This is a genomic window from Aquabacter sp. DMC10 (assembly GCF_056314145.1).
Genome location: NZ_JBQUYX010000006.1, coordinates 261,304 through 285,793 on the forward strand (window position 1 = coordinate 261,304; position 24,490 = coordinate 285,793).

Sequence of the window (24,490 nt, forward strand, 5' to 3'; positions counted from 1 at the left end):
ATAGGCTGTCAGTAACCACACGCCCCACGCGCACTCCGGCGACGGGATCAACCCTTTGCCGATTTGCAGCGCTTCCGCCCTGCCTCTGCGTCCGAAGCCCGCTCAGTCCCAGGCCAATGCGCCGCCGTTCTGGTAGTCGATCACGCGGGTCTCGAAGAAGGTCTTCTCCTTCTTCAGGTCCATGACCTCGCTCATGCACGGGAACGGGTTCTCCACCTCGGCGAAGTCCGGGGCGAGGCCGAGCTGGGCGCAGCGGCGATTGGCAATGAGACTGGGTTGCATCACCCGCCGCGCAGCGCCCGTGCCGTCTGTCGGCATCGCGCGCGTGCCGCTTTCATCTTCGCCCTCAGCCGCCATATGATCGATGGGAGGCGCCGGCGGTCGCGCCGACGGGAGCGTCCACGGCTTGTGGACAGGTAAAAGTGGATCGGCCATTGCATGCGAAGCGAAGCCATGACTGACCGTGTTCCGACGCGTCAGTTGCGCTGCCAGCGCTGCGGCACTGCCTTCAGGTGCGGAACTGGCTCCTCCGGCACGGGCTCAGGCTGCTGGTGCCAGGATCTTGCGAAGCTTGAGGTCCGGCAGGCCGAAACCGACTGCCTCTGCCCTGCCTGCCTCCAGCGCGAGATCCGGCGACAGCAGGCCGGACGAAGCACCCGCGAGGCCTGACCCGATCTGTTTCTGGAATGGCGGATCGCATGCGGCCTCCAAAAACCGGATTTTGGAGCGTATGGTGACCACAGCCGATCGCGCACGCCGCCGCACAACACCATGAAACTACGAAAGTAATGTCAGAAATTCAAAACCTTGCCTTTGCGATTGCCCCGATGATGGACTGGACGGACCGCCATTGCCGGGCCTTCCACCGCACCTTGTCGCATCATGCGCGCCTTTATACGGAGATGGTCACGGCGCCTGCCATCATCCATGGGGATCGGGAGCGGCTGCTGGGCTTTGCGCCGGCGGAGCACCCCGTGGTGGTGCAATTGGGAGGGTCCGATCCGGCCTTGCTGGCGCAGGCGGCGGTCATTTGCGCCGATTACGGCTATGACGAGATCAATCTGAACGTGGGTTGCCCGTCCGATCGTGTGCAGGGAGGCAATTTCGGCGCCTGCCTCATGCGCGAGCCACTCCTGGTGGGCGAGTGCATCGCGGCCATGAAGGCCAAGGTGGCTATTCCCGTATCAGTGAAGTGCCGGATCGGCGTCGATGAGCAGGACCCCGAGCCGGCCCTGGATGCGCTCGCCGACGCGGTTGTGGCAGCAGGTGCCGACGCGCTGACGGTGCACGCCCGGAAAGCCTGGCTCAAAGGGCTCTCGCCCAAGGACAATCGCGAGATTCCGCCGCTTGATTATGGGCGCGTGCACCGCCTCAAGGCGCGCCTGCCCCATGTGCCGATCCATCTGAATGGCGGACTCCTGACCATTGCCGATGCCCTTGCCCATGGCGCGGGACTGGACGGCGTCATGCTCGGCCGGGCCGCCTATCAGAACCCGGACATTCTGCTGGAGGTGGACCCCGCCTTCGCCGGCGTCCCGGCCCCCCACGAGGATGCCTTCGCGGCCGTAGAAGCGTTCGAGCCTTATGTGGCGGGGCATCTGGAGCGCGGCGGGCGTCTCCATGATATCACCCGCCACATGCTGGGCCTGTTTTCCGGCCGCCCGGGGGCGCGGGCCTATCGCCGGCACCTGGCGACGCAGGCGATTGTGCCCGGCGCTGGCCTGGACGTGTATCGCGCCGCCATCGCCCTGGTGCGGCGCACGGCGCCCGAGCGCGCAGCCTGACCAAGGCCCCTCCCCCGGCGCATGGCTCGCGCCGGGCCCTCAGCCTTGGAGATGGTGGACAAGGCCTGCCGGCTGCCCCCATTGTGCGACATCCTCAGGTGCTTTCCCGGCGTTGATCGTGCGGGCCGGCACCCTCCCCCTTCGCCCGCCCCCGCCGCCGCATGCAAGACCTGTGTCCTGCGAGACCTGCGTCTGGACCGGCGGGTCCGCGGACTGACGCTTGACGGCTCGCCATGTTCGCCTCCTTGTCCTCCATCTCCTGGCACGACCTGGGCTTTCTCGCGCTGGCGCTGGCCGCGGGCGGCATTGTCACGGGACTGCTCGCCGGCCTCCTGGGCGTCGGCGGCGGCGCGGTGATCGTTCCCGTCCTCTATGAGGTGTTCAGCTTCCTGGGGGTCGACGAATCCCTGCGCATGCAGCTGTGCGTCGGCACCTCGCTCGCCATCATCGTGCCCACCTCCATGCGCTCTCACTCCGCCCACAAGGCGCGTGGGGCCGTGGTGCCTGGGGTGCTGGAGACCTGGCGCGTTCCCGCCATCCTCGGCATCGTGGTGGGCAGCGCCATCGCCGGCTTTGCCAACGGCAAGGTGCTGCAGATGGCCTTCGTGGTGATCGCGCTTCTCATGGCCACCAAGGCGCTGGCGGGGCGGGCGGACTGGCGGCTGGCCGACCATCTGCCCGGCAAGCCGGCCATGTGGGGCTATGGCTTCTTCATCGGCCTTGCCTCCTCGCTGATCGGCATCAGCGGGGGCGGGCTGTCCACCATGGTGCTGACGCTGTACGGCGTGCCCATCCGCGCGGCGGTGGCCACCTCGGCGGGGATCGGCATGCTCATTCCCATCCCCGGCATCATCGGCTTTGCCATTGCCGGATGGCCGCACATGAGCGAGTTGCCGCCCCTGTCCATCGGCTACATCTCGGTGATCGGCTTTCTCTTCATGGCGCCCATCAGCTCGCTGGTGGCCCCGTTCGGCGCCCGCATCGCCCACGCCTTGCCGCAGAGGGGCCTTGAGATCGGCTTCGGCCTGTTCCTGCTGCTCATGGCGGGGCGGTTTCTCGTCGCCTCCCTGTGAGGGGCGCAGGCGCGGCCCCCTCCCGTCTACCAGGTCCGGCTGAAACCGGCGGTGATGGACTTGTTGATCTCGGTTCCGGTGTCCGCCACCGTGGTGGTCAGCACCACCGGCCCCACCAAGGGCTGCTTGGCACTGATGGACGGCAGCCAGGTGCGGTCATTGCTGCTGAGGCCCGCGGACAGGGACAGGCGCGTGCCGGTGGCGCCCACGTCCATATAAACCGACTTGTCCGTGTGCCAGGTCTGTGACCCGCTCTCCATGACGAAGGCATAATTGTCCGCAAAGCCGACCTTCACTTGCGGGGCGATGGGCACGTCCCGCGAGAAGGCGCTCTCCACGCGGCGCTGGGCCTGAAGAGGATCGAGCCGCACCGTCAGGCTGCTGGCATCCCAGAACAGCGGGCCAGTGGGCAGAGAGACCCGCGCCCAGGCCGCGGCATCCGACGAGCCCTGGCTGCCGGGCAGGATGGCGCCCGCCGGCAGAATGCTCTGCTGGGAAGCCAGCGACATGTCCGCCCCGAACTGGGTCCAGTCCAGGGACGAGAAATTACCGGTGACGGCCACGGAGCTGCTGCCATCAAATCGTTCGGAGCGGCTCACCTTGGTGGTGACGTCCTGGGCCGCAGCGGGGGCGACCGGAAGAACCAGAAGGCCGGCCAACAGGCCGTTGAGGGTGATGAAACGGGCGGGAAGCGGGCAGGCGCGCAATCGCATGGGCTCTCCGTCTAAACATGTGGACACGCGACGCATGGGCTTTGGACCGGCCATACGACCTGCCACCACCACCTGCCTCGCGCTCCCCCCGGAGCCCCCCACCAAATCAACCCGGAAGACCTTAACGTCCCCTTTCCGCATTGCAACAGGATTGCCGGTCCGCCCCGTGGACCGCCCATGCGCAAACCTCATGCCTTCCGCTTTCCTCCTTTCGCCGGAATGGCTTGTGTCGACCGTCCGCCACCATTATCCCAGCAGCGCCACAATCCGGGGGACGCTGGCCGCCGGGACCGCCGGGATCGGAACCGGTCCCCCTCCAGGGGCGGGAAGCTGATGTCCCATCGGTTCGCCCGGCCCCCCTGGGATCGGGCGCAAGGGAGAAGGCCTGATGACGCCGACCACATCCGAGACCGCCGACCCCGTCCATGCCCTGCTGGTGCGGATCGCAGATGCCCTCGACCGCATTGCCCCGCCGCGCATTCCCACCCCTGATTTCGAGCGCGCCGATGCCTTCGTCTGGCAGACGGAGCCGGCCCGCTTCGAGCCCGTGCCGCACGTGAACCGGGTGGACATGGAGTTGCTCCAGGGCATCGATCGGGTGCGCGACCAGCTGGTGGAGAATACGGAGCGTTTCGCCCGCGGCCTGCCCGCCAACAATGCGCTCCTGTGGGGCGCGCGCGGCATGGGCAAGAGCTCTCTCGTCAAGGCCTCCCACGCGCACATCAACGGCAAACGCGCGGCGGAGGGCGCAAGCTCGCGCCTCAAGCTGGTGGAGATCCACCGCGAGGACGTGGAGACCCTGCCCATCCTGATGTCGCTGGTGCGCACGTCGCCCCACCGCTTCATCGTCTTCTGCGACGACCTCTCGTTCGATGCCGACGACACCTCCTACAAGTCCCTGAAGGCGGTGCTGGAAGGCGGCATCGAGGGGCGGCCGGACAATGTGATTTTCTACGCCACCTCCAACCGCCGCCATCTCCTGCCCCGGGACATGATGGACAATGAGCGGTCCACTGCCATCAATCCCGGCGAGGCCATTGAGGAGAAGGTCTCCCTGTCTGATCGCTTCGGCCTCTGGCTGGGCTTCCACAAGTGCAGCCAGGACGAATATCTGGCCATGGTGGCGGGCTATGTGGCCCATCACGGCCTGAAGGTGGACGAGGAAACCTGGCGGCCGCAGGCCCTGGAATGGGCCACCACCCGTGGCGCACGCTCGGGCCGCACGGCCTGGCAGTTCGTGCAGGACCTGGCCGGCCGCCTCGCCGTGCCGCTTCAGGCGGCGCAGTGAGGTTCGAGGAGCGGTGGAACACCGCGCGCAGCCATGCCAGGCTTCGCCCTCAGCCCTCTCAGTTCTTGGTCACGACGCAGTCGCCACCTTGCGCGCGCAGATTGTTGCACAGGGAGATGGCGTCGTCGCGGCTGGTGAAGGGGCCCACCTGGGCGCGGTAATAAACCCCTTTGTCACCCAGATCCGCCTTGCGGACGGTGGCCTTGTAATTGCCCAGCAATTGCGGGTAGCGACCCTGGAGCACCTTCCAGGACCCCAGCGCGTCGGCCTCGGACTTCTGCGAGGACACCTGCACCACATAGCCCCCAGTTGCCGCGGTCTGCGGCGGGGCGGCATTGCCCTGGGTCGCACTCGCCACCGGCACGCCGGCGCCATTGGTGGGCGTGGTCGCCACAGGGGTCGGCGTGGGAAGGCCGGTGGGGGCAGGATTCTGGGTCGGCGCGTAGGCGGTGGGAGCAACCCCATTGGCCGGAGGAATGGCAACGGGCGCCGCGGAGGCAACGACGGTGCCGTCAGCACGCACGGCCATGGTGCGCACCTTCTTCGGCTCGGTGGCGCTGGCGGGGGCGGCGGCGGCCGTGTTGGCCGACGGGGGCGCAGCGGCGGCAGCGGCGTTCACATCCACCGGCTGCTCCTCGCGGGGCACCACCTTCTCCTTGCCGGGCTGGGCATTGCCGACCCGGTCATAGATCAGCTTCTGCCCGTCGCCACCGGGAACGCCCTCGGGAGAGGGAGCGGCGACCTTGGTGGGGGTGTTATCGGCCTTGATAACAGGGGCATCACCGCTCGAAGCAGTCACCGTGCCCGAACCCGAGCCGCCCATCCGATAGGCGAAAATGCCGGCCGTGGCCGCCACGCCGAGGCCGATCAGGCAGGCCACCGCGATCAGAGCGGTGCGGCCCCGCCGCCGGCGCGGCTCCTCCTCATAGATCTCCTCCCCATGGGGAGGCATGTAGCCTTCCTCATCATAGGTGGGATCATAGGCCTCGTCATACTCGTCATAGGCCTCGTCGCTCTTGGCGCCATAGGCATAACCGGCGGCTGCCTCGTCCCGGTCCTGGGCGGCACGGCCCTGCGGGGTATAGGCGGGCTGGGCATATTGCGGCTGGCCATAGCCATCACCGGCTTGAGCCCCGCGTGTGACCGTTGGCTCCGGCGCATAGGCCGCCGGCGGCGCGGGCTGCTCGGCACGGCGAGCGGCGAGCGAACCATAGCCCTGGCGGACCGCGGTGCGCGGATCCTCGGCCCCGGCATTGGGATCATAGGCCGGGCGGGTTACCGTCGGCTCCGGCGCGCGGGGACGCTGGGTGAGCCCTTCCCCGCCATAGGGGGCAGGCGCCGGCGGCGGCAGCGTCGCCTCGCGGCCCGTGGAGCGCCGGCCGGGCTGCCAATCATCGAAGCGCCGTTCGACCGGCGGCGATGCCGGAGCACGGGTCGGAGCGTCCGTGCGGGTGTTGCGCAGCCGCGTGGGTTGTTCCGGCTGCGGCTGGGGGGCACGGGAGACTTCGGCGAAATCGGCGAAGGGGTCCTGGTCGCCGATCATGCGCGCCAGCTCGGCGAGCGCATCCTCGGCGTCGCGCACGTTCCCTCCAGGCGCCCGGGCGCCTGGCCCGGGGCCGGTCAGATCGTCGCGCCGGGAGCGGAAGCTGCTTTCGTCGCCCATATCGCCTCGAAGGTGTCCGTTGAACCCATGATCGGCGCGCAAAACGTCAGGAGGACGATAACACCACTCCCCGACAGCGCCGTCACTTCATTTCTTCGACCGCCTCGACTCCGAGCAATGTAAGACCGGAAGCCAAGACCGCAGCCACGCCATGGACCAATGCCAGTCTGGCGATGGTCAATGCTCGATCATTCTCGATAATGAAGCGTAAATGAGGCAGGTCTTTGCCGCGGTTCCATTGAGCATGGAACTCGCTGGCCAATTCGTGAAGGTAAAATGCCACGCGATGGGGCTCGCGCGCCACCGCAGCCTGCTCGATGAGACGGGGCCAGAAGGCCAGCTTCATCTGGAGCCCCACCTCGCCCGAATCATCCAGCGCCTTCAGATCCCCCAGCGCATAGGCCCCGCGGCCTTCCGGCAGGTCCGGGAAGGTCTCGCGCGCATTGCGCAGGATCGAATGGGCCCGGGCATGGGCATATTGCACGTAGAAGACCGGGTTCTCGCGCGACTGCTCAATCACCTTGGCCAGATCGAAATCCAGCGGCGCGTCATTCTTGCGGAACAGCATCATGAAGCGCACGGCGTCGCGGCCCACCTCGTCCACCACCTCGCGCAGCGTGACGAAGGAGCCCGCGCGCTTGGACATGCGCACCGGCTCGCCATTGCGATAGAGGCGCACCAGCTGGCACAGCTCGATGTCGAGGCTGGCCTGGCCGGCGGAGACGGCCTTCACCGCCGCCTGCATGCGCTTCACATAGCCGCCATGGTCGGCGCCCCACACGTCGATCATGCGGCGGAAGCCGCGGTCGAACTTGTCCTTGTGGTAGGCGATGTCGCCGGCGAAATAGGTGTAGCTGCCATCGGACTTCACCAGCGGCCGGTCCACGTCGTCGCCAAAAGCGGTGGAGCGGAAGAGCATCTGGTCGCGGTCTTCCCAATCCTCGATGGGCGCGCCCTTGGGCGGGGGAAGCCGGCCCTCATAGACCTCGCCGGTGCGCCGCAACTGCTCGATGGTCAGGCCGACCCGATCGGCACCGGCGGTCAGCGACCGTTCCGAGAAAAACACATCGAAGGCAATGCCGAGCGCCGCCAGATCGTCGCGGATCATGACCATCATGGCACCGATGGCGAAGCTGCGGAAAATGGGCAGCCATTCGCTCTCGGGCGATTCCAGATATTCCGGACCGTGAATGCGTGCCATCTCCTGGCCGACCGGCACCAGATAGTCGCCGGGATAAAGGCCGTCGGGGATCTCCGCCACCTGCCCCGTCACCGCCTCGCGGTAGCGCAGATAGGCCGAGCGGGCGAGCACATCCACCTGCGCCCCGGCATCGTTGATGTAATATTCCCGGGTGACCTTGAAGCCCGCATAGGACAGAAGCGAAGCCAGGGCATCGCCGAACACCGCGCCCCGGCAATGGCCCACATGCATGGGTCCCGTGGGGTTGGCGGAGACATATTCCACGTTGATGGCCTCGCCCGCCCCCAGCTGGGAGCGGCCGAAGTCGCCCTCCGCCCGCAGAAGCGCGGCGAGCACGCCGGACCAATAGCCCGGCACCAGGGTGAGATTGATGAAGCCCGGCCCGGCCACCTCGACCTTCGCCACCCCCGCCACGGCCTCAAGACGGCCGGCGATGAGGTCGGCGAGGTCGCGCGGCTTCATGCGCGCATCCTTGGCCAGCACCATGGCCGCATTGGTTGCGAGATCGCCATTGGCCACGTCGCGCGGCGGCTCCACCACCACACGCGTCAGGTCGAGCCCTTGGGGCACGACGCCTTCCCGGGCCAGATCGGCGAGGACGACCCGCACGTGATCGGCGAAGATGGCATAAACGTTCATGAGTGCTTCCAGCGCGATGAGGGCAGCGGCGCCTAACGCAAATCCGGCGTCAAGTCAAAGAAGCGGGCATGCTGGTCGAGCGCGTAGCGGTCGGTCATGCCGGCAATGTAATCGGCCACCCGCCGGGTCAGCCGGGGGATGTCGGAGGGGTCGAGATCCTGCGCCCAGCCCTGCGGCAGGTCCTTGGGATGGGCGACAAAGTGCCCGAACAGGTCCCGGATGACGCTCTGGGCGTCCTGCATCACCGTCTCCACCCGGCGGTGGCGATACATGTGCGGGATGAGGAACCCCTTGATGGCGGTCTCGTCCCGCCGCATGCGGGCACTGAAGCCGACGATGGGGCGCCCAAGGCGGCGCACGGCCGCCACGTCGCTCAGGTCCTCGGTCTCGGCGCGGGCCTCGCTTTCCTGCACCACATCCTCAATGAAGCGGGTGATGACGCGCCGCATCACCTCATGGGCGGTGCGGTTGCGGTCGAGCCCCACCCACCGGCTGCGCACATCCCGCAGCGCCTCCCCCACCACCGGCAGGTCGGCGAGATCATCCAGCGAGAAAAGGCCGGCCCGCAGCCCGTCGTCAATGTCGTGCACGTCATAGGCGATGTCGTCGGAAATGGCGGCAACCTGCGCCTCCGGCCCCGCATGGCTCCACAATTCCAGGTCCTGGAAGGCGGAATAGGTGGCGATGGCATGGGGCAGGCCCGCCGCATAGCGCCCGATCCCCCGCCCCTGGCGGTCGGTAAGGGGGCCGTTGTGCTTGGCGATGCCTTCCAGGCTCTCCCAGGTGAGGTTCAGCCCGTCGAACGCCGCATAGCGGCGCTCCAGGCGGGTGACCACGCGCAGGGACTGGGCATTGTGGTCGAAGCCGCCATGGGCCTCCAGGCAGGTGTTCAGCGCCCGCTCGCCCGCGTGGGCAAAGGGGGGGTGACCGAGATCATGGGCGAGCGCCAACGCCTCGGCCAGGTCCTCATCCAGCCCCAGGGCGCGGGCGATGGAGCGGGCCACCTGCGCCACCTCGATGGTGTGGGTGAGGCGGGTGCGATAATGGTCCCCCTCGTGATAGACGAAGACCTGCGTCTTGTGCTTCAGCCGCCGGAAGGCGGTGGAGTGGATGATGCGGTCGCAATCCCGCCGGAAGGGGCTGCGCGAATCGTCGGTCTCGGTCTGGAGACGCCCGCGGCTCGCTCCCGCATGGCTCGCCCAGGCCACCCGGGGCCTGCCGCCAGAAACCGCCATGCCTGCGTCCCTCTTTAACTCTTCGGCGGGCGCACTTAACTATCTGGAAGGTTCAGTATCAACCATCCTGTCATTCCGTTTCGCGCAAGGATCGCCCCCGTGGATACCGCCACCCCGTCCGTCATCGTCACCGACAGCGCGGCCCGTCGCATCAGCGAGATTCTCGCCGGCGAGTCCCCCTCCTCCGCCTTGCGGGTCTCGGTGGAGGGCGGAGGATGTTCCGGCTTCCAATACAAGTTCGACGTCACCGCCGAGCGGGCCGCCGATGACATGGTGATCGAGAAGGACGGCGCTACCATCCTGGTCGACCCCGTCTCCCTGGACTACATGGCCGGCTCGCGGATCGATTTCGTGGACGACCTCATCGGGGCATCCTTCCGCATCGACAATCCGCACGCCACCGCCTCCTGCGGCTGCGGTACCAGCTTCTCGCTCTGACCTTTCAGACCCGGGCGTTCTGCGCCCGGGTCCGGCACCTGCCTTAGAACTTGAACGGAAGCCCTGTCGGCCAGGACTCCTTCATGCACGGGAAAAGGCGTTCGGTGCGCGCGACGATCACCAGGTCCGGCCGGAAGCGCATCACGTCCCGGAAATTGAAGTCGCATGACCCAAACGTGGTGGCGCTGAAATGCATCCAGGCCGCCTCTGACACTGGCGTGAAGGCGAACAGCCGCGTCCACACGCCGACCGTGAAGGAATCACCGAGCACGATCACCCGCGGCCCGCTGTCCCTGTACTTGACCACATAGGGGTCGAAGGCGCGGTGCTGGTGATGGGCTGTGACGCCCGGCATGGGAAGCTGGGGTTGCTCCGGCTTCAGGTTGAGGTGCTGGTTCTCGTCCGGCAACGGCGGCGCACGGCGTAGCAGACGGCCGAGATCGCCGAGGCCATAGGGCTCCATGGGGCCCACCACCTCGTCCAGATTGACCTGCCAGTCCGGATGCCCAGCCGCCACCATGGTGGCATTGAAGGCCACAACCGAACTCTTGTGCGTCCAGTGGGTGTCATTGGCGAGATAACGGCGCGGGGCCGGTGTCTCGCGCAGCACCTTGCGCAGGTCCACCGCCGTGATGCCATCGGCCTTCAGCGTGTCCAGCATCATGGAATATTCGGTGTAGGGCACAGGATAAGCGTCCTGCCACTCGGGCAACTCTGCCAGATCCACCGACTGCGCATTGGGCGGAATGGCCACGACCAGCTTGGCCCCCTGCGGCTCCAGATGGCGCTGCAGCACCGCCATCAGCGCCGTGAAGCGCTCCACGGCCCCCTTGCGGATGAGGATGCCGGCGGACTGCTCGGCGCTTTGCTGCAAGGTGGTGAAGAGCTGCCCGTTGCGGCCGAAATAGATCGGGCGGATGTCCTCGGACCCCAAATGCTCGCGCAATTCCCGCCGGGCCATGGGCAAGGTGGCGCGGAAGCCGAAATTGTCCTGGAAATAAAGGCCGAGGCGCTGAAGCTTGCCGTGCCATTGCTGGTACCAGGGCGCGCCCGGCGGCTTGTTGCCGCCGCGCCAGATGCCGCGCCCGGCCGGATCGGGAATGAGGTTGGACAGCAGCAGCGCCACCAGGACGCCGACCACCAGCAGGCCCATGTAACGGCGATGGGAAGCCAGAAGGGTCATGGCGTCAGAACCGGTAATAGAGGAAGGGAGCGGGCAGGCCGCCGCCGATCCACAGGACGGACAGCAGCATGACGGCGAGCACCATCGCATAGTCGGCCACGGCGGCCACCGGCTTCATCCCCCCCGACAAGCGCAGGCGCGGCCACTTCCAGAGGCCGATCAGGCCGCCGGCCACCAGGGCCGCGATGGTGATGGGCTGGACCGAGAAATGCATGGAAACCGTAATGCCGCCGAATCCGTTCAGCCCGATGAGGCCGCGGAACATGTTGATGGCGCCCTCGAAGGTCTCGGCCCGGAACCACACCCAGCCGCTGAAGACCACAAGCAAGGTGTAGAGATGGGCCATAATGCGCGGCGCCGCATCCAGCCAGCGCTTGAGGCCGGCGCGCTCAATCACCAGGAAGGTGCCGTGATGGGCGCCCCAGATGATGAAATTCCAGCTCGCCCCATGCCACAGGCCGCACAGCAGGAAGACGGTCCACAGGTTCAGATAGGTCCGCGACGGCCCGCGCCGGTTGCCCCCCATGGTGATGTAGACATAGTCGCGCAGCCATGAGGACAGGCTCATATGCCACCGGCGCCAGAAGTCGGTGATGGAATGCGCCGCATAGGGAATGCGGAAGTTGCGCGGCAGGGTGAAGCCCACCATGACGCCGAGACCCACCGCCATGGCGGAATAGCCGCCGAAGTCGAAATAGATCTGCATGGCGTAGGAATAGACGGCGAGCCAAGCCTCGGTGAAAGCCGGTGTGGTGTTGCCGTCGAAGACCACGTCCACCACGCGGGCGACTTCGTCGGCGATCAGCACCTTCCAGGCAAGGCCCAGGGCAAAGATGCGCGCGCCGGCGGAAAAGCGGCCCCAGGTGGTCCGCCGCTGGTTGAGCTGCCGGGCAACGGTGGAATAGCGGACGATGGGGCCGGCCACCAATTGCGGAAACATGGTCATGTAAAGCGTGAACTGGGCAATGTCCCGGTTCGCGCGCACGCGGCCTTTGTAAATATCGGCGATGTAGGAAATGGCATGGAAGGAATAGAAGGAAATGCCGAGCGGCAGGCCGATCTGAGGCACAGGTATGTGCAAGCCGATGGGCGAAATCAGCGCATCGACATTTTCAATCAGGAAGCCGGTGTATTTGAACACCGCCAGCAGCAACACATTGAAACTGACAGCAAGGATGAGGATACGCTTGCGTGGCGCTCCCTCCCGCGCATCAATCAGCAACGCGAGGCGATAATTGACGAAAATCGACGCCAGAAGAAGAATTAGATGCGGCGTATAACCGACGGAATAGAAAATAAGCGAGAATATTACGAAAATTGCATTCCGTAACTTCATCGACTTGACTGAATAGTACAAGATCAAGAAGAGCGGCAGAAAGTAAAATAGAAATTGAATCGATGCGAACGTCATGCCGCTGCGGAGACCTCGGAGACAGAAACACCCCGGCAATGCCACTCTTTCGGCGCTCCGGCAAGAGCGGGCCGTGTTTGCCTTTATCACTTTTGATATAAGCTGGCGGCCATCTGAGAGGGCCCCATGCGCATCGCCACCTGGAACGTGAATTCCGTCCGTCAGCGCCTCGACCATGCGGTCGCCTGGCTCAAGGAGGCGGAGCCGGACGTGGTGTGCCTCCAGGAAATCAAGTGCCAGACCGAGGCCTTCCCCGCCGAGCCCTTCGAGGCGCTGGGCTACAATGTGGTCGTGCACGGGCAGAAGACCTTCAACGGCGTCGCGCTGCTGTCCAAGCTGCCGCTGGAAGATGTCACCCATGGTCTGCCCGGTGACGAGGGGGACGTGCAGGCCCGCTTTATCGAGGCGGTGGTGTCCACCAAGGCGGGCGTGGTGCGCGTGTGCTGCATCTACCTGCCCAACGGCAATCCGCCGCAGACCGAGAAATATGACTACAAGCTCGGCTTCATGGCGCGCCTGAAGGCCTTTACCCGCAGCCGTCTCGCCCTCGAGGAGCCGCTCATCCTGGCCGGCGACTTCAATGTGATTCCCGAAGCGCGGGACGCCGCTGACCCCTCAGCCTGGCTGGAGGATGCGCTCTATCTGCCGCGCACCCGCTCGGCCTTCCGCGACCTCGTCCATCTCGGCTTGACCGATGCCCTGCGCGCGACCAGCGATGCCGAGCGCCTGTTCACCTTCTGGGATTATCAAGCGGGGGCCTGGCAACGGGACTTCGGGATCAGGATTGACCATCTCCTGCTGTCGCCGCAGGCGGCGGACCGGCTGGTCGCGGCCGGCATCGACAAGCATGTGCGGGCCTGGGAACGCCCCTCCGACCACGTTCCCGCCTGGATCGACCTCAAGATCGCGGCGTGATCTCCTGCGGCGCCGATTGCGCCGCAAGACGAGACGATCGCCTCACGGCGCGAACTCGGGGCCCTCATAGGTCGTGGGGACGATGACCTTGCCGCTTGCGATGTCCGCCCCATAGGCGGCAATCGCAGCGCGTACGTCCGCCGGAACATCGCCGGCCATGGCGAGTCGCACCGCGTCGCCATTCGCAACCCCGAGCCGTACGGCTTGGCCGGGCACCAGACGGCCCGTCACGGCGGCCGTCACGCCATCGGACATGGCCACAGACACGTCCGCAATGGCGCTGGCGATGAACACATCGGGGGCCACAGGCACCCAGTCGCGCACATTTCCGATCTGCTTGATCTTCTTCTCCCTGCACGCGGCGATGGCGCCCGTGCGGCCCGCATTGAGCATGGTGAAGATGATGTCGGCGCCGGCCTCGGCCTGTGCCACAGTGACCTTGGCGGCCAAAGCCGCGTCGTCCTGCTCGCCACAGAAGGTGGTCAGCAATTTCACGCCGGGCTTGGCCTGGGCGACACCGGCTGCATAGGCCGCGCGCCCCTTAAGGCCGGGAGGCACGCGAATGCCGGAAATGTGGCCGACCACGCCGGTCTTGGTCATCAAGGCCGCCGCGGCCCCGGCAAGCCAAGCGGACTGCTCCTGAAGCACCTCGTAGCTGGTGAGATTGGACCCCTCAACGCCGCCCTGGATCACCAGGAACTGGATCCGCGCCTGCTCGGCCGCCACGATCTTGGCCGCCTCGTTGCACTGCCCGCCATGGGCGGCGATGACGGCAGGCCCCTGCGCCACGATCTGGCGGAGCGCGGTCACCAGATCGTCCTTCTGGGGCCGCACGCCATCCACCACGATGGTGTCAGCGTTCAGCGCGCGGGTGGCGGCCTCGAAGCCTGCAAAGCCGGCCTGCATGAAGCCACCATCATCCCGTCGTCCCGGCAGGAGAAGGCCGACCTTCGGCGCGGCGGCAGAGGCGCGGCGAAAGGACAGGAGAGCACCGGCGAGGCCCGCTCCCCCTCCGGCCAGCACACGACGGCGGTCGATCAGCATGGATGCAAGCCCCCAGCGGCGCGTCAGGGCGCCTTTCCTTTGGGGGCATTATGGAGCGCCTTCGCAAGCGCACAAGACGGGGGAGCCGGCAGGGACAGCCGCGCCGCTCGGCGCGGCACTGGATCAGCGCTGGGCGGTTTTCAGCCACTGCTCCAGGTAGCGCAGCGCCTGGGCCCGCTCGTCAGGGGTGGCATCGGCAAAGGCGTCGTCATACAGATCGACCACCCATTTGTCCTCCGGACCCGCCGCCGAATCGCGGGCGAGCGTCAGCCACATGAGGCCGCGGGCGCCCTGGCGGGGAATGCCGTCCTCGCCGCGGAACAGCATATGGCCCAGCACCGCCTGCGCCTCATACTGCCCCTTCTGGGCCGACAGAATCAGCCAGCGGGCCGCTTGGCGGGGATCGCGATTGACGCCGGTGCCATCCAGATAAAGCTTGGCCAGCCGATATTGCGCCACCGGGTCGCCGAAATAGGAGGCGGCATAGGCATACATGTCCCGGGCCCGGGCCGGATCCTTGCGCACGCCGGTGTTGGGAATGCCCACGAGATAATAGCCGCCCAGCGCCACGAAGGCGCTGGCCACGAAGCGGGCCTGGGGCGTGCCGGGATAATCCTCGGCATGGGAATTGGCCACGCGGCTGAAATACTCAAAGGCCTTCAGGTCGTCTCGCTTCACGCCATCGCCGTCCGCATACATGCGGCCGAGCTTCCATTGGGCGGCGGGATGGCCCTGATCGGCGGCATAGCGCAGCGCGTCCACGCCCTTGGCGGTCTGGCCAAGGCGCAGCGCCTGCGTGCCAGTGCGGAACGCCTCGTCCACGGGCCGCACGGGCGGCGCCAGCGGAACATTGGCGGGCGGGGTCAGCGCCCGTCCCACATCATCGGAGGACTGGGCATTGCCGTCGAAAGCATGCGCACCACCCGTCAGGCCCGCTCCGGCCAGCAGCGCCAGCACCGCAAGGCGCGCCGCGACGCGCCCGCCGGGAAAGCTGTCGCAGAGCGAGCGCAGCGTCGGCTGACACCGGGAAGAGACAATATGGTGGCTGGCGTTCATGATGGTGGCAAGTTCCCATGCCCGCCGGGCGAGAACAGGGCCGAGCCAAGGCCGAGCCGTGGAATCTCCGGGGCGACGCATCGCCCGGATTTCCGGCCCTCCGCCCGGTATGGTCCCGCTCCAACCCATCCAGCATTACCTCTTTGTGCTCTGTGGACCCCGGTCCGGGTCCGCGCTCCAGCACACCACCATCGGTTTCATTATGTTTTGAGGCGGGATCGTGGCGCTTCCTAGGGGGAGGGGCGTCTTCATTTCTGAAAGAGCAACAGTGTGTCTTCCTTGACACATCGATGTGCTACTGGAGGATGCCTGTTACTTGGGATCCTCAGCCCCAATATGGTAAATGCCCAGTAATGCATCATCGGCCCGCGTGACTTGAACAGGCGCCGTCCTTCCTTCCAGGAAACCTGCATGACCCCAAATGGTTCTTTCGCCGAGGTATTCCGCGCCTTCTTTGCACTTGGGCTCACATCTTTCGGCGGCCCGGTCGCGCACCTTGGATATTTCCGCGAGACTTTCGTCGTCCGTCGCCATTGGCTGTCGGAGGCCGACTATGCGGATCTGGTGGCGCTGTGCCAGTTCCTGCCCGGCCCGGCCTCCAGCCAGGTGGGGTTCGCGCTCGGTGTCATGCGCGCCGGGGGGCTTGCAGGCGGGCTTGCCGCCTTCATTGCCTTTACCCTGCCCTCCGCACTGGCCCTGCTCATCTGCGGCCTCGGCATGGGAGCGCTGGACGGTCCGGCCCTGGGGGGCGTCATCCATGGCTTGAAGCTGGTGGCGGTGGCCGTGGTGGCCCAGGCGCTCTGGGGCATGGCGCGCACCTTGGCGCCGGACAGCACGCGAGCGGGCATTGCCCTGGCCGGCCTTGCCCTGACGACGCTGGGGGTGGGCATTTTGGGGCAGACCTTGTCCATCGTGGTGGGCGCGGCGGCGGGGCTTGCCTTGTGCCGGGGCGTGGCGGCGACGCCGGTGGGCCACATTCATGTCCCCATTTCGCGGCGCACGGGCGCCATCGTTCTGGGGGCGGCAGCCGGCCTGCTGGTGCTGCTGCCCGTGCTGGCGTCCGCCGGTGGCCATCTCCTGTCCTTCTTCGAGGCCTTCTACCGCTCCGGCGCCCTGGTTTTCGGCGGCGGACATGTGGTGCTGCCCCTGCTCCAGGCCGCCGTGGTGCAACCGGGCTGGGTGAGCGCCGGCGACTTCCTGGCGGGCTACGGCCTCGCCCAGGCGGTGCCAGGCCCGCTCTTCACATTCGCCGCCTATCTGGGCGCGGTGGCTCAGATGCCGCCCAACGGCGTGGCGGGTGCACTCCTGGCCACCCTCGCCATATTCCTGCCCGGGCTTCTGCTGGTTTATGGCGCCCTGCCCTTCTGGGATGCCTTGCGCAAGCGTCCCCTCGCCCAGGCCGCCATGCGCGGGGCGGGCGCGGCGGTGGTGGGGGTGCTCGCCGCCGCCTTCTATGATCCGGTCTGGACCTCGGCCATCGGCACGGGCCTCGACTTCCTGATGGCGGCGGCCGGCTTCCTGGCTCTGACCCTCTGGCGCGCACCGCCTTGGAGCGTGGTGGTGCTGCTGGCCGGCGCGGGCGTCCTTCTGGCCTGAGCCTGACGGGCATGAAAAAGGCCGCGGATCGCTCCGCGGCCTGGATGGGGTCTGTCCCGGTTCGGCGAGCTGTCAGCCGTTGGACAATTGAGAGATGGCCGCCTGCACCTTGGCCTTGCGGGCGAGATATTCCTCCCGCTTCTCCCGCTCGGCTTCCACCACCTCTTCCGGCGCGCGGGCGACGAAGGAGGCATTGGAGAGCTTGCCATCGATGCGGGCGACTTCCTGGTCGAGCTTGCCCTCTTCCTTGCGCAGCCGTGCGAGCTCGGCGGACAGGTCGACGATGCCGGCCAGCGGCAGCGCCGCCACTTCCCCGCGCACCACCATCTGCACCGCTTCCGTGGGCATGGTGTCGGACACCGTCACCTCGGAGAGGCGCGCGAGGCGCCGCAGCGCGTCTTCCCAGCCCTTGGCGCGGGCCTTCGTCTCGTCCGACGCATTCACCAGCACGAGCGGGATCTGCGCGCCCGCCGGCACGTTCATCTCGGCGCGCACGGAGCGAATCTCGGTGACGAGATCGACCACCCAGCCCACCTCGGCCTCCGCATCAGGCGCCTCAAGGCCGGCCGTGTCCGGCCAGGACGCCAGAACAAGCAGCCCCTCGCGGGCCGGGCCCTGCTCGCCCGTCCGCGCCCACAATTCCTCGGTGAGGAAGGGCATGAAGGGGTGCAGCAGCTTCAGGGCCACATCGAGAACGAAGGCGGTGGCGGCGCGCACCTCGTCCTTAGCGGCCCCGTCGGGCCCCGAGAGAACGGGCTTTGCCAGTTCCAGGTGCCAGTCGCAGAACACGTTCCACAGGAAGCGATAGACCGCGCCGGCCGCATCATTGAAGCGATAGGCTTCGATGGCGGCGGTCACCTCGCTGGTTGCGCGGGCCGCCTCGCCGATGATCCAGCGGGCGAGCGTGCCGTCCACCGCGGCGGGGTCGAAGCCGGCCACGCGCTCGCAGCCATTCATCTGGGCAAAGCGCACGGCGTTCCAGAGCTTGGTGGCGAAGTTCCGGTAGCCTTCCACGCGCGAGGTGGCGAGCTTGATGTCGCGCCCCTGGGCGGCCATGGCGGCGAGCGTAAAGCGCAGGGCGTCGGCGCCATACTGGTCGATGAGGTCCAGCGGGTTGATGACGTTGCCCTTGGACTTCGACATCTTGGCGCCCTTCTCGTCGCGGACGAGGGCGTGGATGTAGACGTCGTGGAACGGCACGTCGGGCATGAAGTGAAGGCTGAACATCATCATCCGGGCGACCCAGAAGAAGATGATGTCAAAGCCCGTCACCAGCACCGACGTGGGATAGAACTTGGCCAGCTCCGGCGTCTCGTCCGGCCAGCCCATGGTGGAGAAGGGCCAAAGGGCGGACGAGAACCAGGTGTCGAGCACATCCTCGTCGCGGGTCAGGAATTCCGCGCGCTTGTCGGCATCGTCGATAAGGGCCTGGGCCTCGTCGGGGGTGAGGTTTTCCTTCGCCACATTGTGGGCGATGGCGGCCTCGAAGGCCTGATCCTCGTCCAGCTCCACGAAGACATTGCCGAAGGGGTCGTACCAGGCCGGGATCTGGTGGCCCCACCACAATTGCCGCGAGACGCACCAGGGCTGGATGTTCTCCAGCCACTCGAAATAGGTCTTCTCCCAATTCTTGGGCACGAAATTGGTGCGCCCCTCCCGCACGGCGGCGAGCGCCGGCTGGGCCAGGGTCTTGGCATCCACATACCACTGGTCGGTGAGCCAGGGCTCGATCACCACGCCCGAGCGGTCGCCATGGGGCACCATGTGGGTGTGGGGCTCGATGGTCTCCATGAGCTCCAGATTGGTCAGCAGCTCGATGATCTGCTTGCGGGCGGCAAAGCGATCCGTGCCCGCCAGCAGCCCGAGGACGCCACCGAAATCGGGATCGTCCACATAGGCCTCGCGGCGGGCGAGATAGTCTTCGCGAATCCCCGTGGGATCGATGCGGGCTTCCGCGTCGAGCACATTGATCATGGGCAGGCGATGCCGACGGCCCACCTCGAAGTCGTTGAAATCATGCGCGGGGGTGATCTTCACCGCGCCCGAGCCCTTTTCAGGGTCGGAATATTCGTCGGCGACGATGGGAATGCGCCGGCCCACCAGCGGCAGCACCACATGCTTGCCCACCAGGTCCTTGTAGCGCTCGTCCTCGGGATGAACGGCCACCGCCGTATCACCCAGCATGGTCTCGGGGCGGGTGGTGGCAACCACGATGAAGCGGCCCGGCTCGCCCTCCACCGGATAACGCAGATGCCAGAGGTTGCCCTTGATCTCGGTGGGCTGGACTTCGAGGTCGGAGATGGCGGTCAGCAGCTTGGGGTCCCAATTGACCAGCCGCTTGTCCTTATAGATCAGCCCAGCCCGGTGCAGCTCCACGAACACCTTCAGCACAGCGCGGGACAGCCCCTCGTCCATGGTGAAGCGTTCGCGCGACCAGTCGCAGGAGGCGCCGAGGCGCTTCAGCTGGTTGACGATGGTGCCGCCCGATTCTTCCTTCCAGGCCCACACCCGCTCCACGAAGGCGGCGCGACCCATGTCGCGCCGGCCTGGCTCCTTGCGCTCCATGAGCTGGCGTTCCACCACCATCTGGGTGGCGATGCCGGCATGGTCCATGCCCGGCTGCCAGAGCACATCCTTGCCGCGCATGCGCTCGAACCGCGCCAGGACGTCCTGGAGCGTGTTGTTCAGCGCGTGCCCCATATGGAGCGAACCGGTGACGTTGGGCGGGGGAATGACGATGGAGAAGCCGGGCGCGTCCTTGCGCTCGGGGCGGGAGCAGCGAAAGGCCCCGGCCTCTTCCCAGGCCGTGGAGATGCGCGCCTCGACGGCGGCGGGATCGAAGATCTTGTCCAGCATGCGTGTGCTCCCCGGAGGGCTGCGCGCGGCCCTTGAAGATTTATGTCAGGGGCGCGTTAAAGCCGGACGGCGGCTCCGTCGTCAACGGGCCGCCGTCAAACAGGTTCGGAATAAAGGAAAAAGGGATCAGCGCGCGTTGCGCGAAATCCGCTCGATCTCCTGGCGGACCAGACGCTCCACGATCTGGGGCAGGTTCTCGTCCAGCCAGGACTTCAGCATGGGCCGCAGGATCTCCTTCACGAGATCCTCCACCGTGCGCTCATGGGTGGGCAGGACCAGGTCGCCCAGCGACTCGAAGGCGGCCGTCACGGCCGCGTCGACGGCGGGAGACAGAAGTTCCTTCCGGCGCGGGCTATCCGCAAAGGGACGCGCCGAGACCGGGTCCGCCTCGCTCTGGCGCGGCGTCGCGGGACGGGCCGTCATCCCGTCCCGCAGGTCGGACCGGCGCGGGGCGGGCTGGGGCTGAGCGGAGGGCGAAAAGGAAAAGTCAGACATGTCTTGGGCCTCGCTCTGCGCCGGAGGGGCGACCACAACGTCTTCTTCGGAAAGGTCAGACAGGGAGGATACCTCTTCCGCATCCTCATGCCCGGTCGAGATCACCGCATCGTTTGGAGCCACGACCGGCTCCACTACGGGTGCGCGCGCCCGGGCCGGCAGGGAGCCTGCCGCCTTCCTCGCGATGGAATGGTCATCGGAGATGATGCGTCGGATAGAGGCCAGGATCTCGTCCATGGACGGCTCTTGAGGCTTCGCGCTTGCGGACATTTCCCGACCCCGTCCAAAGGCGAACCATGCCGGCGCATCCTGCGACGCGGAACCGTTGGACGCCAAATACTTACCCTTCCTTAACTATGGCATTGACCGGGCGGCGCGCAAACCCCTCGCGGGGCGCCATTCACAGACATGCTAAACAGCAAGGAGGATCCGCCGACACGCGGTCGCCGGATCCTGGGGAAAGGCTTGAAAACAGGCCCGGAAAGCGTGCGTGGGGACCGACTTACTTGCCGTCCGGCGTCCGCAGGCCAATCCAGCTGTCGCGCACCTGATCGTAGTGCACCTTCGGATTGTAGACGGGCACCTTAAGGCCGAGATTGACGGCGTCCAGCTTGCCGATCACAGAGATCAGCGAATAGGCGGCCACCACGCGGTCCCGCTGCGCCTGCACCAGCGCCGACTTGGAGTTGGTCAGGTCGGTCTGTGCGTTCAGCACGTCAGTCGTGGTGCGCTGCCCGACGCGCCATTCTTCGCGCACGCCTTCCAGGGCCAGCGTGTTCGCCGCCACCTGGGCCTGGGCGGATTCGATCTGGGCCTTCGCAGCCACCAGGGCGCCCCAATACTGGACCGCATTGGTGCGCACCGCGTCGCGGTTCACATCCACTTCGATGCGCGCCTGGCTCAGATATTCCTTCGCCTGCCGGATCGCCGAATATTCGGAGCCGCCCTGATAGATCGGAACCGTCAGATTGAGCGTCACAGCGGCGGCGGACGTGCTGTCGACCGTGGCGCTCTGGTCATAGCTCTGGCTGAGAGAGCCCTGCAGGCTCAAGGTCGGCGCCAGGTTCGACTCGGCCATGCGAACCTGGAAATTGGCCGCATCCACCGCATATTGCGAGGCCAGCACCGCCGGGTGGTCCTTGGTGGCCACCGACATGACGCCATCCACGGACGCGGGGATCTTGCGTTCAATGGTGCTGCCGGGCGAGTTCAGCTTGCCCGGCTCGACGCCGATCACCTGCCGGTACGTCGCCTTGTAGGAGCTCAGATTCGCCACGGCCTGAGCGACCGAATACTGCGCCTGGGCGACCCGGGCTTCCGCCTGGGCCACGTCGGTGCGGGTCACCTCACCCACGTTGAAGCGGTCGCGGGTGGCCCTCAACTCCTGCTGCAAGGCAGCAAGGTTCTGCTGCTGCAGTTCCAGGAGCGCATTGCCAAGAATCACGTTCATGTAGGCGGTGACGGCGTTGAGCATCACCGTCTGCTCGGTATTGCGCAGGGTCTCGCGCGACCCCTTCACCTGCGACTCGGCCTTGCGCGTCGTGTTCGCAGTCAACAGGCCATTGAAGATGGTCTGGGTCATGGTGAGGCTGTACTGCCGCGGAATGAGGGTGCCGTCATAGACCGCCCCCTGCTGGTTGTTCCGCGCATACTGCCCGCCGACGCTGATATTGCCGTTCACCGTCGGCCGGTAGCCCGACAGCGCCTGGGGCACGTTCTCGTCCACGGCGCGGGTTCCCGCGCGCTGCGAGTTCAGGCTGGGATTGTTGATGTATGCCGCTGCAAGTGCTGCATCCAAAGATTGCGCTGACACATTGGAGCTGAAGGCAGCAACCGTCACAGCGGTGACTGAGGCCAGCAGATAAATGCGTCGGCTCACTCGTGCCGCAAGCGACATATAAATCTCCCCGAGGGACGCAGACGTACTTTTCTACCCTCTCGCGAGGGAAGCGCACGGGAAGAACATAGACAGGTGCCTCACCAGAGGAAACCGATCGGTTCGATCCCCATGCGCTTTTCCACCAAGCGCGGCAGATGCGCCACAGGTGAGCCGGCGCAGGCTCAGAAGGTGAAGCGCGGCGGGGCGGCAAAGCCCGGCAGAGGCGGGATTGCGGCGTTGAAAGCCACCCGCTCGCTCAGGGCGCCACCCACCTTGGTGAACACGGCCGCACGGCCAGCGCCGCCATGACCCACCACGCAGACGAGCCGCCCGCCATCCTTGATCTGCGCCACCAGGGCCGGCGGCACGACTTCAATGGCGCCGTTCAGGAAAATGAGGTCATAGGGGGCTTCGGCCGCCCATCCCGCCGTCAGCGAGCCCTGCACCGCCGCCACATTGGCAAGGGCGAGATCGGTCAGCGTGGCATTGGCGGCGGCGACAAATTCCGCGTCGTCGTCGAGCGCGACCACCTGCCCGCTGAGCCTTGCGAGCACCGCCGAGGAATAGCCCGTGGCCGGCCCCACATCCAGCACGAGCTCGTCATCCTGAACATCCGCCAGTTGCACCAGCTTGGCCAGCACCATGGGCTCGATCAGGTAGCGCGCGGCGGCGCCATCCTTGGCACTGCGCACCTGGAGATCGTCGTCAATATAGGCCAGGGACTTCAGGTGAGCGGGGACGAATCGCTCCCGCGGAATGCTCATCATCGCGTCGACGATCCGAAGGTCCGTCACGTCGTTGGTGCGGACCTGCCCGTCGACCATTCCCCGACGCAGTTCGGCAAAATCGATCATCTCAGCCCTCCGACCGTCACCCTGACGGCATCACTGACCCCTGATGAGCCACACCACACCGCCTTTTGCAAGCGGGAGAAAGGGGCCGGCGCGCCCTGCCCTTTCGGCAGACCGCGCCGACCAGCGCTCACTTCTTGCCGAGATCGCCGACGCCGGCGATCATCAGCTGACGGAAGATCACATTGTCGCCCACGCTGAGCTTCTTGAAGCCGTCCAGGTCGTCGGGAACCTTCACGTCCATCGAGTTGCCGGCCGGACCCGTCAGGGTGACGGTGCGGGTATCGGCTGCGATGGCGGTAATGGTGGCGGCGAAGACGCGGCGGTCGGTGACGATAAAGCCCGGCTTGGCGCCCTTCGGCGCGGTATCCAGGGTCTGCAGGTCCGCCGGGGTGGGGGTGCTGTCCTTCGCGCCGACGACGGTGATCTCGGTCGTCACCTCAACTGCGGCGGCGACCGCATCACCCACCTTTACCTGGTCGAAGTTCTGCATTTCCGGGCCCGGCTGCAGCACCAGCGAGTTGCCCTTGGGGCCCACCAGGGTGATGGTGCGAGCCTTGGCGTCCACGGCGGAAACCTTGGCATCAATGGAGCTCTTGACCACGAAGCCGACGGCCAGGATCGGATCGGCAGCATAAGCCAGGGTCGGCGCCAGCATGAGGGCACCGGCCAGGAAGAGGTTTCGCAGTTTCATGGGCTGTCTCTCCTGATTGACGCCCGGGAGGCGACCCCCCGGACGGTGCACCTGCCTAGACCCAGCTTGATGACGACCGCAAGGCGATGGCGCAAAATGCGGCGGGCCCTGTCGCTTGAGGGCAAAAATTGTCACCGCCTCCCGGTCCAAAGACGCGCGCGGGGGCCGTGGCGAACCCAGCCGTGGCCGGGTGAACCATGGGCAGACGGGAGCTTGACCAGGTGGGCCAAACGCCCTCGGGCGGGCCTGCGCAGCCCGCCCTTTCCGGCCGCCACCCTCGCCTCCAGGAAGGCGCCAATCTTGTGACCATCTGCGCAGCCCCCTTGCCCCCGCCTCTCCGGTGCTTTAGTTAGCCCGGTGTTGGGGCCACGTGGCGGAGTGGTTACGCAGCGGACTGCAAATCCGTGCACCCCGGTTCGATTCCGGGCGTGGCCTCCATTCGGCCGCCAAATCCTGCGGCCGCTGGCGATCTGGTG

Annotated in this window: 20 protein-coding genes, 1 tRNA gene and 1 pseudogene; 8 read left to right on the forward strand and 14 right to left on the reverse strand. The window is 66.6% G+C overall.

What is annotated here, in order from left to right; translation table 11 throughout:
• Window positions 1-102: 102 nt before the first annotated feature.
• Window positions 103-354: pseudogene (locus ACT54L_RS17525) on the reverse strand (ribonucleotide-diphosphate reductase subunit beta); the annotation flags it as partial.
• Between the two features lie 99 nt (window positions 355-453).
• On the opposite strand from ACT54L_RS17525, the gene ACT54L_RS17530 reads away from it, so the two are divergent.
• The 3 genes from ACT54L_RS17530 (at window position 454) to ACT54L_RS17540 (ending at window position 2,857) form a co-directional block, all read left to right on the forward strand.
• Window positions 454-669 (forward strand): cysteine-rich CWC family protein, encoded by a 216-nt coding sequence (locus ACT54L_RS17530; protein WP_476086928.1) that lies wholly within the window; start codon window positions 454-456, stop codon window positions 667-669.
• A 119-nt stretch (window positions 670-788) separates the two neighbouring features.
• Entirely contained in the window at window positions 789-1,784 is a 996-nt protein-coding gene (gene dusA / locus ACT54L_RS17535) for a tRNA dihydrouridine(20/20a) synthase DusA (protein ID WP_476086929.1), read from the forward strand.
• A 233-nt stretch (window positions 1,785-2,017) separates the two neighbouring features.
• Window positions 2,018-2,857 (forward strand): sulfite exporter TauE/SafE family protein, encoded by an 840-nt coding sequence (locus ACT54L_RS17540; RefSeq protein WP_476086930.1) that lies wholly within the window; start codon window positions 2,018-2,020, stop codon window positions 2,855-2,857.
• 26 nt (window positions 2,858-2,883) lie between these two features.
• Here the strand turns inward: ACT54L_RS17540 and ACT54L_RS17545 are convergent, their stop codons facing one another.
• Window positions 2,884-3,570, reverse strand: a complete 687-nt coding sequence (locus ACT54L_RS17545) for a hypothetical protein (protein ID WP_476086931.1) — start codon at window positions 3,568-3,570, stop codon at window positions 2,884-2,886.
• Between the two features lie 388 nt (window positions 3,571-3,958).
• Between ACT54L_RS17545 and ACT54L_RS17550 the strand changes: the two genes are divergently transcribed.
• Entirely contained in the window at window positions 3,959-4,858 is a 900-nt protein-coding gene (locus ACT54L_RS17550; RefSeq protein ID WP_476086932.1) for an ATP-binding protein, read from the forward strand.
• A gap of 58 nt (window positions 4,859-4,916) precedes the next feature.
• Here ACT54L_RS17550 and ACT54L_RS17555 read toward each other — a convergent pair whose 3' ends face one another.
• The 3 genes from ACT54L_RS17555 to ACT54L_RS17565 all read right to left on the reverse strand — a co-directional run bounded on the left by ACT54L_RS17555 (window position 4,917) and on the right by ACT54L_RS17565 (window position 9,596).
• Window positions 4,917-6,440: an SPOR domain-containing protein gene (locus ACT54L_RS17555; protein WP_476086933.1), complete on the reverse strand. Its 1,524-nt coding sequence runs from the start codon at window positions 6,438-6,440 to the stop codon at window positions 4,917-4,919.
• Window positions 6,441-6,603: 163 nt separating this feature from the next.
• On the reverse strand, window positions 6,604-8,361 hold the full coding sequence (gene argS, locus ACT54L_RS17560; RefSeq protein WP_476086934.1) for an arginine--tRNA ligase: 1,758 nt from the start codon (window positions 8,359-8,361) through the stop codon (window positions 6,604-6,606).
• 32 nt (window positions 8,362-8,393) lie between these two features.
• Window positions 8,394-9,596 (reverse strand): deoxyguanosinetriphosphate triphosphohydrolase, encoded by a 1,203-nt coding sequence (locus ACT54L_RS17565; RefSeq protein WP_476086935.1) that lies wholly within the window; start codon window positions 9,594-9,596, stop codon window positions 8,394-8,396.
• 99 nt (window positions 9,597-9,695) lie between these two features.
• On the opposite strand from ACT54L_RS17565, the gene erpA reads away from it, so the two are divergent.
• Window positions 9,696-10,034 (forward strand): iron-sulfur cluster insertion protein ErpA, encoded by a 339-nt coding sequence (erpA, locus tag ACT54L_RS17570; protein ID WP_476086936.1) that lies wholly within the window; start codon window positions 9,696-9,698, stop codon window positions 10,032-10,034.
• 43 nt (window positions 10,035-10,077) lie between these two features.
• Here erpA and ACT54L_RS17575 read toward each other — a convergent pair whose 3' ends face one another.
• On the reverse strand, window positions 10,078-11,217 hold the full coding sequence (locus tag ACT54L_RS17575) for an alginate O-acetyltransferase AlgX-related protein (protein ID WP_476086937.1): 1,140 nt from the start codon (window positions 11,215-11,217) through the stop codon (window positions 10,078-10,080).
• 4 nt (window positions 11,218-11,221) lie between these two features.
• Window positions 11,222-12,553: an MBOAT family O-acyltransferase gene (locus ACT54L_RS17580; protein WP_476086938.1), complete on the reverse strand. Its 1,332-nt coding sequence runs from the start codon at window positions 12,551-12,553 to the stop codon at window positions 11,222-11,224.
• A gap of 201 nt (window positions 12,554-12,754) precedes the next feature.
• Between ACT54L_RS17580 and xth the strand changes: the two genes are divergently transcribed.
• Window positions 12,755-13,543 carry an exodeoxyribonuclease III gene (gene xth, locus ACT54L_RS17585; RefSeq protein WP_476086939.1) on the forward strand — a complete coding sequence of 263 codons (789 nt, stop codon included), beginning with the start codon at window positions 12,755-12,757 and terminating at the stop codon, window positions 13,541-13,543.
• A gap of 42 nt (window positions 13,544-13,585) precedes the next feature.
• Here the strand turns inward: xth and ACT54L_RS17590 are convergent, their stop codons facing one another.
• Window positions 13,586-14,587, reverse strand: coding sequence for a BMP family protein (locus tag ACT54L_RS17590; RefSeq protein WP_476086940.1), 1,002 nt, complete (start codon window positions 14,585-14,587; stop codon window positions 13,586-13,588).
• A gap of 123 nt (window positions 14,588-14,710) precedes the next feature.
• Entirely contained in the window at window positions 14,711-15,643 is a 933-nt protein-coding gene (locus tag ACT54L_RS17595) for a tetratricopeptide repeat protein (RefSeq protein WP_476086941.1), read from the reverse strand.
• 411 nt (window positions 15,644-16,054) lie between these two features.
• Here ACT54L_RS17595 and chrA point away from each other — a divergent pair, with 411 nt between their 5' ends.
• Window positions 16,055-17,239, forward strand: coding sequence for a chromate efflux transporter (gene chrA / locus ACT54L_RS17600; RefSeq protein WP_476086942.1), 1,185 nt, complete (start codon window positions 16,055-16,057; stop codon window positions 17,237-17,239).
• 72 nt (window positions 17,240-17,311) lie between these two features.
• On the opposite strand, the gene ACT54L_RS17605 is transcribed toward chrA, so the two are convergent.
• The 5 genes from ACT54L_RS17605 to ACT54L_RS17625 all read right to left on the reverse strand — a co-directional run bounded on the left by ACT54L_RS17605 (window position 17,312) and on the right by ACT54L_RS17625 (window position 24,014).
• Window positions 17,312-20,095 (reverse strand): valine--tRNA ligase, encoded by a 2,784-nt coding sequence (locus tag ACT54L_RS17605; RefSeq protein ID WP_476086943.1) that lies wholly within the window; start codon window positions 20,093-20,095, stop codon window positions 17,312-17,314.
• Window positions 20,096-20,221: 126 nt separating this feature from the next.
• Window positions 20,222-20,827, reverse strand: a complete 606-nt coding sequence (locus ACT54L_RS17610; RefSeq protein WP_476086944.1) for a DUF2497 domain-containing protein — start codon at window positions 20,825-20,827, stop codon at window positions 20,222-20,224.
• 265 nt (window positions 20,828-21,092) lie between these two features.
• Entirely contained in the window at window positions 21,093-22,487 is a 1,395-nt protein-coding gene (locus ACT54L_RS17615; RefSeq protein ID WP_476086945.1) for a TolC family outer membrane protein, read from the reverse strand.
• A gap of 164 nt (window positions 22,488-22,651) precedes the next feature.
• Window positions 22,652-23,323: a protein-L-isoaspartate O-methyltransferase family protein gene (locus tag ACT54L_RS17620; protein WP_476086946.1), complete on the reverse strand. Its 672-nt coding sequence runs from the start codon at window positions 23,321-23,323 to the stop codon at window positions 22,652-22,654.
• A gap of 127 nt (window positions 23,324-23,450) precedes the next feature.
• Window positions 23,451-24,014 (reverse strand): hypothetical protein, encoded by a 564-nt coding sequence (locus ACT54L_RS17625; RefSeq protein ID WP_476086947.1) that lies wholly within the window; start codon window positions 24,012-24,014, stop codon window positions 23,451-23,453.
• Window positions 24,015-24,378: 364 nt separating this feature from the next.
• Here ACT54L_RS17625 and ACT54L_RS17630 point away from each other — a divergent pair.
• Window positions 24,379-24,452 (forward strand) — tRNA-Cys (locus ACT54L_RS17630).
• The last annotated feature ends 38 nt before the right edge of the window (window positions 24,453-24,490 follow it).